Genomic DNA, 9,269 nt, shown 5'->3' with positions numbered 1-9,269 from the left:
AGCGGCCGGCGCGTCAACCCCGGTACGCCGGTGACCAACAGCACCCGCGCCGGTCCGAGGACGGGCACCCCCCGGCGCGGCCCCGCCCCACCCACAACGGCCCACGCCCCGCGCCAGATACCGGCATCCGCTCAGACGGCGCGCGCACCCCCACACACCCGCGGCCGTCCACGGACTGGAGGGGACGTGCCGGGGGGTGCCCGCCCGCAGCGGCCGGCGCGTCAACCCCGGTACGCCGGTGACCAACAGCACCCGCGCCGGTCCGAGGACGGGCACCCCCCGGCGCGGCCCCGCCCCACCCACGACCGTCCGCGCCCGGCACCGAGCACCCCACCGGCGCCATCCGTACGGCTCACCACCGCGTCACCCGGTTCCGGCTCACCACCGGGTCGCCCGGCCCGCCCGGCCGCCCGATCTCCCGAGCCCTCCGCCCCGCCCGATCAGCCCGCCCCGGCCGCCCCGCCCACCAGGTCGCCGCCCCGCCCGGCCCCAGGACCGCCGGCCGAACCGCCCGCCGGACCGCCGGCGTCGCCACCCCGCTCCAGGTCCAGCACCGGAACCCCCGGCGCGTCGAACCCGAAGACCTGTGCGTACAGGGACAGTTCGGCCTCCAGGGCGCGGACCATCGTCTCGGCGCGCCGGAACCCGTGCCCCTCGCCCTCGAAGGTGAGATAGGCGTGCGGCACCTTCCGGCCCTCCATCCGGGCCAGGAAGCGCTCGCACTGACTCGGCGGGCAGATCACGTCGTCCAGCCCCTGGAGCAGCAGGAACGGCGCCGTCACCCGGTCGGCGTGCGCCACGGGCGAGCGTTCCGTGTACCGCTCGGGCACCTCGGCGTACGGCCCCACCAGCGTCTCCAGGTACCGCGACTCGAAGTCGTGCGTCGACCCGGGGCCCCAGGTGGTCAGGTCGAGGACGGGGTAGACGATCGTGCCGCAGGCGTAGACGTCGGTGGTCGCCAGCGACACGGCCGCGGTCCAGCCGCCCGCGCTGCCGCCCCGGACGGCCAGCCGGGCCCGGTCGGCGGTGCCCTCGTCGGCGAGGGCGCGCGCGACGGCCGCGCAGTCCTCGACGTCGACGACGCCCCACTGCCCCCGCAGCCGGTTGCGGTACTCCCGGCCGTAGCCGGTCGAGCCGCCGTAGTTGACCTCGGCGACGCCGATGCCCCGCGAGGTGAAGTACGCGATCGACAGGTCGCGCACGAGCGGCGTCCGGCTGGTCGGTCCGCCGTGCGCCCACACCACGTACGGCGGCAGCTCGCCGGCGGGCGCGGCGCAGTCGGGGTGGCGGGGCGGGTGGACATGGGCGTGGATCTCCCGCCCGCCCGGCCCGGTGAAGGTGCGGACCCGTGGCTCGGAGCAGTACGCCGGGTCGACGGGCTCGTCGTGGGCGGCGCCGATCACCCGGGCCCGGCCGGTGCGCGTGTCCAGCTCGACGATCTCGTGGGCGCTGTGGGGGCTCGCCCCGACGGCGACGACACGGTCGCCGTGCACCGCGAGGGTCGCGTCGAACTCCGTCCAGGGGCCCGCCGCGTCGACGACCTCGCCCGTCTCCGGGTCGAGGATGCCGAGGGCGGCGGCGCCGCGGCCGTGCACGACGGCGATCAGGCCGCTGTCCAGCGGGGCGAACCAGCGCCGGCCGACCTTCCACAGCGCCCCGCCGAACTCCTCCTCGCGCGGGCAGAGCGGCTCGGCGCCGTCCGGGCCGGCCCGGTAGAGGTTCCACCAGCCGCTGCGGTCGCTGGAGTACAGCAGCGAACCGTCCGGGGCCCATTCGGCCTGGGCGACGGCCTCGTCGGGACCGCCGGCGACGACCTCCGGCTCGCCGAGGGAGCCGTCCCCGGCGACCTCGGCGCACAGCAGCTCCGTGCCGTCCCACGGCATCCGCGGGTGGTCCCAGGCCAGCCACACCGCCCGCCGCCCGTCGGGCGACAGGCGCGGGCCGGTCAGGAACCGGCGCCGGTCGTCGGTGAGTTCGCGCACCGCGCCGCGGTCCTCCGCCGCCGACCCGTCCAGCGGCACGGTGGCGAGCACGCGCCGCACGTCCGTGGGCCGGTCGCCGGTGAACTCCTCCAGCACGCACCACACCTCGCCGCGCTCGGCCCGCACCTGCGGGTCCGCCCAGCGCAGTCCGCCGCCCACCCGGGACAGCGGGGTCAGCGGCTTCGGCTCCGCGCCCGGCTCGTACCGGTACAGCCGCTGGTCGGCGAAGTCGGCGAACACGACCACCGGGACGCCGTCCTCGACGAACCCGGCCCACGGGCGGCCGCCGTACTCGATGACGCGGCTGCGCACGTTCCACGGCGGGGGCAGGACGGACTCCTCCGTGCCGCCCGCCCCGGGCCGCGTGTCCTGGTCGCGCCGGCGCACCAGCGTGCGGCGTCCGCCCTCGGCCGGGCGCGGCTCGGTCCACCACACCTCGTCGCCGACGAAACCGACGAACTCCGGCCTCCCGTCGTGCCCGGCGGCGAGCGCCGCGTCGATCGGTGAGGGCCAGGAACCGTACGGCAGGGTGTGCACGTTCTCCTCCAACAACCTCTAGGCCGTCCGCAGGAAGCGGTCCAGGACACGGACGCCGAAGTGCAGCGCCTCCACGGGCACGCGCTCGTCCACTCCGTGGAACAGGGCGTGGTAGTCGAAGCCCTCCGGCAGTTTCAGCGGCCCGAAGCCGTACCCGGTGATGCCGAGCCGGCCGAACTGCTTGGCGTCGGTGCCGCCCGCCATGCAGTACGGCACCACGTGCCCCTCGGGCGCGAACGCCTCCACCGCGGCCCGCATCGACGCGAACGTCGGCGAGTCGACGGGCGCCTGGAGCGCCACCTCGCGGTGCTGGTACTCCCAGTCCACGTCCGGTCCGGTCAGCCGGTCCAGGGTGGCGCGGAACTCGTCCTCGCCCCCGGGCAGGAACCGCCCGTCCACGTGGGCGACGGCCTCCCCGGGGATGACGTTGACCTTGTAACCCGCCTCGAACATCGTGGGGTTGGCGCTGTTGCGCAGGGTGGCCTCGACGAGCCGGGCGGCCGGCCCGAGCTTGTCCAGCAGGCTGTCGACGTTGCCCAGGTCGGCCTCGACGCCGTACACGGCGGCGAGTTCCGTCAGGGCGGCGCGCACGGTCGGGGTGAGCCGCAGGGGCCAGTCGTGGGCCCCGATCCGGGCGAGGGCGGCGGCGAGCCGCGTGACCGCGTTCTCCCGGTTGACCCGGGAGCCGTGTCCGGCCCGCCCGCGGGCGGTGAGCCTCAGCCACGCGGTGCCGCGCTCGCCCGCGCCGATCGGGTAGATCTGCCGGCCGGCGCCGTCGTGGAAGGTGAACGCCCCCGACTCCCCGATGCCCTCGGTGCAGCCCTCGAACAGCTCGGGGTGCTCGGCGGCGAGGAACCCGGCGCCGTCCCGGGCGCTGTCCTCCTCGTCGGCGGTGAAGGCCACCACGATGTCGCGCCGCGGCCGGATCCCCTGCCGGGCCCAGGCCCGGACGACGGCGAGGATCATCGCGTCGGTGTTCTTCATGTCGACCGCGCCCCGGCCCCACACCACCCCGTCGCGGATCTCGCCGGAGAACGGGTTCACGGTCCAGTCCCCGGCCCGCGCGGGCACCACGTCGAGGTGGCCGTGCACGAGCAGCGCGTCCGCGGACGGGTCGGTGCCCTCGATGCGGGCGACGACGTTGGTGCGTCCGGCGGTGCGCTCCAGGAGGGCCGGTTGCAGCCCGGCGCCGGCCAGCCGCTCGGCGGCGTACTCGGCGGCCGGGCGCTCCCGGCAGTCCCCGCCGCCGCGGTTGGTGGTGTCGATGCGGATCAGGTCGGAGGTGAACCGGACGACCTCGTCCAGCGCCTGCGCGTCAGCCATACTGCTCCTCGATGGCGGCCGAGACGATCGTCGTGACCGCCTTGAAGGTGCGGATTCCCTCGTACATGGTGGTGCTGGTGTAGGCCACCTTGCGCTCCCCGACCCGGTCCACGCCGGGGACGACGGTGGCGGACATCGCGAGGTGCTCGGCGTCGAACTCGAGCGCGACGGTGAACGGACCGCCCCGCACCGGTTCCTGACGGACCGCCAGGGACGCGGCCTCCTCGGCCGCCGCGCGGATGTCGGCCGCGGTGCGGGCGGGCGTGCGGCACACCGCCGCGTACCGCGACACGTGGTCCTTCACGGCGACCTTCAGCGCCTCGGGCGCGTACCCGAGCGCGTCCTCGCAGGCGACGTCGTCCCCGGTGACGAGGACGACCGGCACGCCGTACTCGGCGGCCACGTGCGCGTTGAGCAGTCCTTCGCTGGCCCGCACGTCGTTCAGCCACACCCCGGTGATGGAGTTCGCCAGGTACGTGTGGGCGAGGACGCCCTCCATCCCGGCGCCCGCGTGGTAGCCGACGAAGGCGACGCCGTCCACGTCGCCGTGCTGGACGCCCTCGACCATGGACAGCGCCTTGTGCCGCCCGGTGAGCAGCTGGGCCCGCTCGTCCAGCCGTTCGAGGAGCAGGTTGCGCATGGTCCAGTGGGCCTCGTTGATCACGACCTCGTCGGCGCCGCCGTCGAGGAAGCCGAGGACGGCGGCGTTGACGTCCGAGGTGAACATCGCCCGGCACCGCTCCCACTGCGGTGTCCCCGGCAGCACGTCGGCGGGCCAGGTCACACCGGTGGCGCCCTCCATGTCGGCGCTGATGAGGATCTTCATGACACGCGGCTCCGGGGCGGGGCGGCGGCCCGGCACCCGGCATCCGACGACGGCTCCCGGCGGTGACGCGCGGTGACGGGGATCTTCATGACGCGCCACGTTACGCGCCGAGCGGGGAACCGGCCAGGAAGCCGCCGGAACCACTTCGGTTTCCGGCCCGCACGGCAAGTCCGCCACGACGGCAGGCCCCGCCCGCCGACCCGTCCCGACCGGTCCGGCGCGGCCTGCCGCCCCAGCGGCAGCGGTCCGGCGCGGCCTGCCGCCCCGGTCCGGGACGGGCGCACAGCCCGCGCGCAGTAAGTCGGTCGAGGCGGGAGCGCCCGCCCAGGAACCCGATCAGGCCGGGCTCGCCGGGGCCGACGCCGGCCGGGGTGGCGCACCACCCGCACAGGAAGTCTGGTGAGGCGCGAAGTTCACCGCTCCAGGAAGTCGAACAGCTCCTCCCAGCGGGAGGTGATCAGGTCCGGGTCGAAGCGCCGCACGCTGCGCAGGGCCTGCTGCCCCATGGCGTCGCGCAGCTCCCCGTCGGCCATCAGCCGGACGAGGTGGCGGGCGAGTTCGGTGGTGTTGCCGGGACGGGCCAGCAGTCCGTCCTCGTCGTGCGTGACGATCTCCCGGACGCCCGGCGCGCAGTCGAACGCGACGCACGGCACGCCGCAGGCCATCGCCTCCAGCAGCACGAGCGGGAAACCCTCACCGCGGGAGCACTGGACGAAGAGGGAGCTGGCGCGCAGCGCCCCCGGCACGTCGCCGGTGGGTCCCGCGAAGTCCACCGAGTCCTCGAGGCCGAGTTCGGCGCACTGCCGCCGCAGGGCCTCCTCGGCGTCTCCGGTGCCGTGGATCCGCAGCGTCCAGCCCGGCTGCTGGGGCGCCGCCTCGGCCCACGCCTCCAGGAGCAGGTCGACGCCCTTCTCGTGGGAGAGGCGGCCGATGCTCGCCACCACCTTCGCGGTGCGCGGCGACGGCGTGGCGGGCACGATCGGCAGCGGGTTCGGCATGAAGCCGACGTTGTTCATGCCCTCGCACACCCAGCGGTCGGCGTCCTCCTGGGTGAGGGCCAGCAGGCGGTCGACGTCCTTGTAGTACCGCTTCACCCGGCCGAAGCGGGAGGACTTGCGGGCCGTCTGGAAGGACTCGTGGGTCATGCCGACGACGGGGTGGCCCGCGGTGTCCGCGAGCGCCACCCACTCCATCGCCCAGACCTGGGGCACGATGATCACCGCGCCGGGCCGGGCGGCGCGGAACATGGTGGACAGCCGGCCGGCGGCCGCCCGCATATGGGCCTCGTGGCGGCGGACGGCCGGATCGGCGGCGCCCAGCAGCCGGCGGGGCCGGGGGCGGCCGGGGGGCCGCCGCGCGTACAGCGTCACCGTCTCGAAGGGCGGGTCGCCGAGGTCCATCGGATGCGTGGCCGGGGCGATGCCGACGACGCGCACCCGGTGGCCGCGCCGGGCCAGCAGCCCGGCCAGCTGGGCCTGCCAGCGGCCCACTCCCCCGAGTTCGTCGACCTCGTTGGCCACGAAGAAGATGTCGCGCTGGGTCATCGGGCCTCTCCCGCGGGGCCGAAGAATCGGTCCACGATCCGCGCCGCGGCGTCGCCGCGGTCGTACTCGCCGTAGTTGTCCACGAACTCCTTCAGCCGCGCCTCGTAGGTGGCGCCCACGGCGGGCAGGTCCTCGAGCGCGGCGAACAGCTCGTCCTCGGTGCGCGGGACGGGGCCCGGCGCCTGGGTCAGCAGGTCGAAGTAGGTGCCGCGGCTGTCCTCGGCGTACTCGTCCCAGTCGTGGACGAAGAAGACGATGGGCCGCTGCAGCAGGGCGTAGTCGAACATCACCGACGAGTAGTCCGTGATCAGGGCGTCGGCGAGCAGGAGCAGCGGGGTGATGTCCGGTTCGGCGCTCACGTCGAGGACGCGTCCGGCCACCGACGGCGGCAGGGTGAGCCGGTTCAGGTAGTGCGGGCGCACGAGCAGCGTGTAGCGCTCCCCGAACCGGGCGGCGAAGCGCTCGACGTCGAACGGGAACTCGAAGCTGCGTACCCGGCCGTCGGCGTGCGCGCGGAACGTCGGCGCGTACAGCAGCACCCGGCGGCTCGCGTCGATACCGAGGCGTTCGGCGAGCTGTCGCGCCCGGGGGTCGGGGCCGGTGGCCTCACGGGCCCGCACCAGGGCGTCGTTGCGCGGGTAGCCGGTGCGCAGCAGTTTCTCCTCGGGGACGCGGTAGGCGCGGGCGAGGGTGCGCACGTCGTGCTCGCTGCGGACGACGAAGTGGTCGAAGCGGTCGATGGCCCGCTGGTAGGTCGCCTGTTCCTGCTCGGACATCATCCGGTGGGAGGGCTCGTCGAAGCCCATCCGCTTCAGCGCCGAGCCGTGCCAGGTCTGGATGTAGGTGGTCTCCGGGCGTTTGGTGAGCCGCAGCGGGTACCCCTGGTTGTCGATCCAGAACTCGGCCTGGGCCAGCGCCCTGAGGTAGCGCCAGGACCACCGGCGCACCAGCTGGACGTCCTCGGGGAAGCCCTGGGGTCGCTCACCGGCGTACGACCAGATGGGCGTGACGGGCAGGTTCCGGCGCCGCAGCTCCTCGTGGATCGCGCGCGGGCTGTCGCTGTACTGCTTGCCGAGGTGGCTCTCGAAGACGATCGTGCCCTTGCGGACGGGAAGCCGGCGCAGCATGCGGTCGTAGACCTGGAGCTTGCGCGTGCCGGAGTTGAGGTCCCTGCGCACGGCGCGGAGCTTGCGGTAGGCGCCCTTGGCGGCCCGCGCGGGGCGTCCGTGCAGGTTGCGTTCGAAGGCGGCGCGTCCGGCGCGGGCCGCCCGGCCGTGCTGGGTGAGCCGGAAGGCCAGGTGGCCCTTGGCCGACACCTGCGCCTCGAGCCGGTCCGCCATGAGGCGGGTGAGCCGGGGGCGGACGGGCACGGCTTCGGCGTGCTCCAGGTCGACGGTGCCGACGGTGAGCCGGCTGGTGGTCCGTCTGCCGTCCGCGGTGAGGTGCAGGCGGACGTCCCAGACGTCGTCGACGACGCCGAGCGGCCGCAGCCGGCGGGCCAGCGGCACCTCGGCCCGCCAGGTGATCGCGTCGCCCTCGTGCCGCAGCACGGGCACCGGGAAGTGGAAGGTCTGCAGGCTGCGGCGGCGGGCGCGGAACTCCAGCCGCGCGGTGAGCCGCGCGTCGGGGGCGATGATGTGCAGCGGGTTGACGATCTCACCGGCGAGCACCACGTCGCCGCCGTGCGCCTCGTACCGGGTGAGCCGGTTGCGCAGGGCCATCTGGTTCAGCTGCTTGGCGTGGTAGCCGAAGTCGGTGACGTCCAGGACGGCGCGCATCTCGGGGTCGTCGAGGTGGCGGCCGGTCCAGTAGACGCGGCCGTCCCGCTCGACCAGCGGCGCGGAGATCTTGTGCCGGTTGATCAGGGTGTCGATGGCCGGCATCAGGTCGGTCCAGTCCTCGCGCAGCAGCAGCTGGGCGCAGAGGGCGTGGACGCGGTCGAGCGCGTCGTAGGCCGCCTCGGGGAAGTCCTGGACGTAGCCGCGGGCGAGTTCGGCGAAGCGGTGCCGGTACTCGTCGTCGAGGAACGGCAGTTCCCGCAGGTACAGCACGAGGTCGTGCTTGAGGAACTTGATGTCCTTCCACAGCTTCAGGCCGGCCGTGCCCCGCTCGGCGAGGAGGGCGTCGATACGGCGGTGGATCTCCACCCGGTCCGCGAAGTTGCTGATCTCCCGGCGCCGGTTGCTGATCGACTTGACCTCGGTCTTCTCCACGACGTTCCAGTGGTAGACCGTGTTGGGGATCAGGGTGATGCGCCGCGCGGCCAGGTAGGCCTGCGCGGAGAACAGCAGGTCCTCGTAGTGGATGCCGCGGGGGAAGGCGAGGCCGTTGCCGAGGAGGAAGTCGCGCCGGTAGCACTTGTTGGTGGACAGGGTGTCGAAGACGAACAGGTCCGGCAGCTCGGTGACGGACTCGAGCGTGCGGGTGCCGCGGTAGAGCCAGGGGTACCAGGCGGACTTCTTGCCGTGCCGGTTGTCGGTGTGCACGCGCACGCACAGGCCGGACACCAGGTCGGCGCCGGTACGGTCGGCGGCCTCGACCAGGTTGCGGCACGCGTTGCGCTCCAGGGTGTCGTCGCTGTCCAGGAACATGACGTACCGCCCGCGGGCCACCTGGACGCCCTGGTTGCGGGGTTCCCCGCAGCCGCCGCTGTTCTCGGGGAGGCGGACGGCGCGGACCCGGCCGGGGTGGGCCGCGGCGAGCGCCCTGGCCACGTCGTACGAGCCGTCCGTCGAGCAGTCGTCGGCGACGATCACCTCGACGTTGCGCAGTGTTTGCTCGAGGACGGAACCAACGGCCGCCGGGAGTCGCTCTTCGTCGTTGTAGACGATGACGACAACACTGACGTCCGGCTCGGGCGCGACGGTCGACACGGCCACCTCTCGTCTCTGTTGCGTTCCGTGTGCGATGGGTGGACGCAACCCTACAGGCCGTAGGGTTCACGACCCGCCCCACCCCCTTCAAACTACGTCAATGCGACAATACGCCGTCACCCTGACACGCAGGCGGCACCGCGACGGGCCCCGCCCGCCGAACCCGCGGGAGCCACGGGGGCGG

At 74.1% G+C, this 9,269-nt stretch carries 5 protein-coding genes; all 5 read right to left on the bottom strand.

Annotated elements, in window-relative coordinates:
• Positions 1–440: 440 nt before the first annotated feature.
• Positions 441–2,519 carry a prolyl oligopeptidase family serine peptidase gene (locus tag ABZ920_RS22700; RefSeq protein ID WP_361507872.1) on the bottom strand — a complete coding sequence of 693 codons (2,079 nt, stop codon included), beginning with the start codon at positions 2,517–2,519 and terminating at the stop codon, positions 441–443.
• Between the two features lie 18 nt (positions 2,520–2,537).
• A complete protein-coding gene (locus ABZ920_RS22695) occupies positions 2,538–3,842 on the bottom strand; it encodes a M20/M25/M40 family metallo-hydrolase (protein WP_361507869.1) in 1,305 nt (434 codons plus the stop codon).
• Positions 3,835–4,668, bottom strand: coding sequence for a M55 family metallopeptidase (locus ABZ920_RS22690; protein WP_361507867.1), 834 nt, complete (start codon positions 4,666–4,668; stop codon positions 3,835–3,837). The genes ABZ920_RS22695 and ABZ920_RS22690 overlap by 8 nt, the downstream gene beginning before the upstream one ends.
• A gap of 413 nt (positions 4,669–5,081) precedes the next feature.
• The gene (locus ABZ920_RS22685) at positions 5,082–6,212 is read right to left on the bottom strand and encodes a glycosyltransferase (RefSeq protein WP_361507864.1); all 1,131 of its coding nucleotides are present in this window, start codon (positions 6,210–6,212) and stop codon (positions 5,082–5,084) included.
• Entirely contained in the window at positions 6,209–9,085 is a 2,877-nt protein-coding gene (locus ABZ920_RS22680; protein ID WP_361507861.1) for a bifunctional glycosyltransferase family 2 protein/CDP-glycerol:glycerophosphate glycerophosphotransferase, read from the bottom strand. The genes ABZ920_RS22685 and ABZ920_RS22680 overlap by 4 nt, the downstream gene beginning before the upstream one ends.
• Positions 9,086–9,269 lie beyond the last annotated feature (184 nt).

This window comes from Streptomyces sp. NPDC046831, assembly GCF_040645305.1.
Taxonomy (GTDB): domain Bacteria; phylum Actinomycetota; class Actinomycetes; order Streptomycetales; family Streptomycetaceae; genus Streptomyces.
Note: the sequence above shows the minus strand (reverse complement) of the source record. Positions and strands in the feature narration are given on the sequence as shown.

What these genes read in the sequence shown, in the direction of transcription:
- ABZ920_RS22695 (WP_361507869.1), bottom strand. Translation starts at nt 3,842, where the DNA reads ATGGCTGACGCGCAGGCGCTGGACGAGGTCGTCCGGTTCACCTCCGAC.
- ABZ920_RS22690 (WP_361507867.1), bottom strand. Translation starts at nt 4,668, where the DNA reads ATGAAGATCCTCATCAGCGCCGACATGGAGGGCGCCACCGGTGTGACC.
- ABZ920_RS22685 (WP_361507864.1), bottom strand. Translation starts at nt 6,212, where the DNA reads ATGACCCAGCGCGACATCTTCTTCGTGGCCAACGAGGTCGACGAACTC.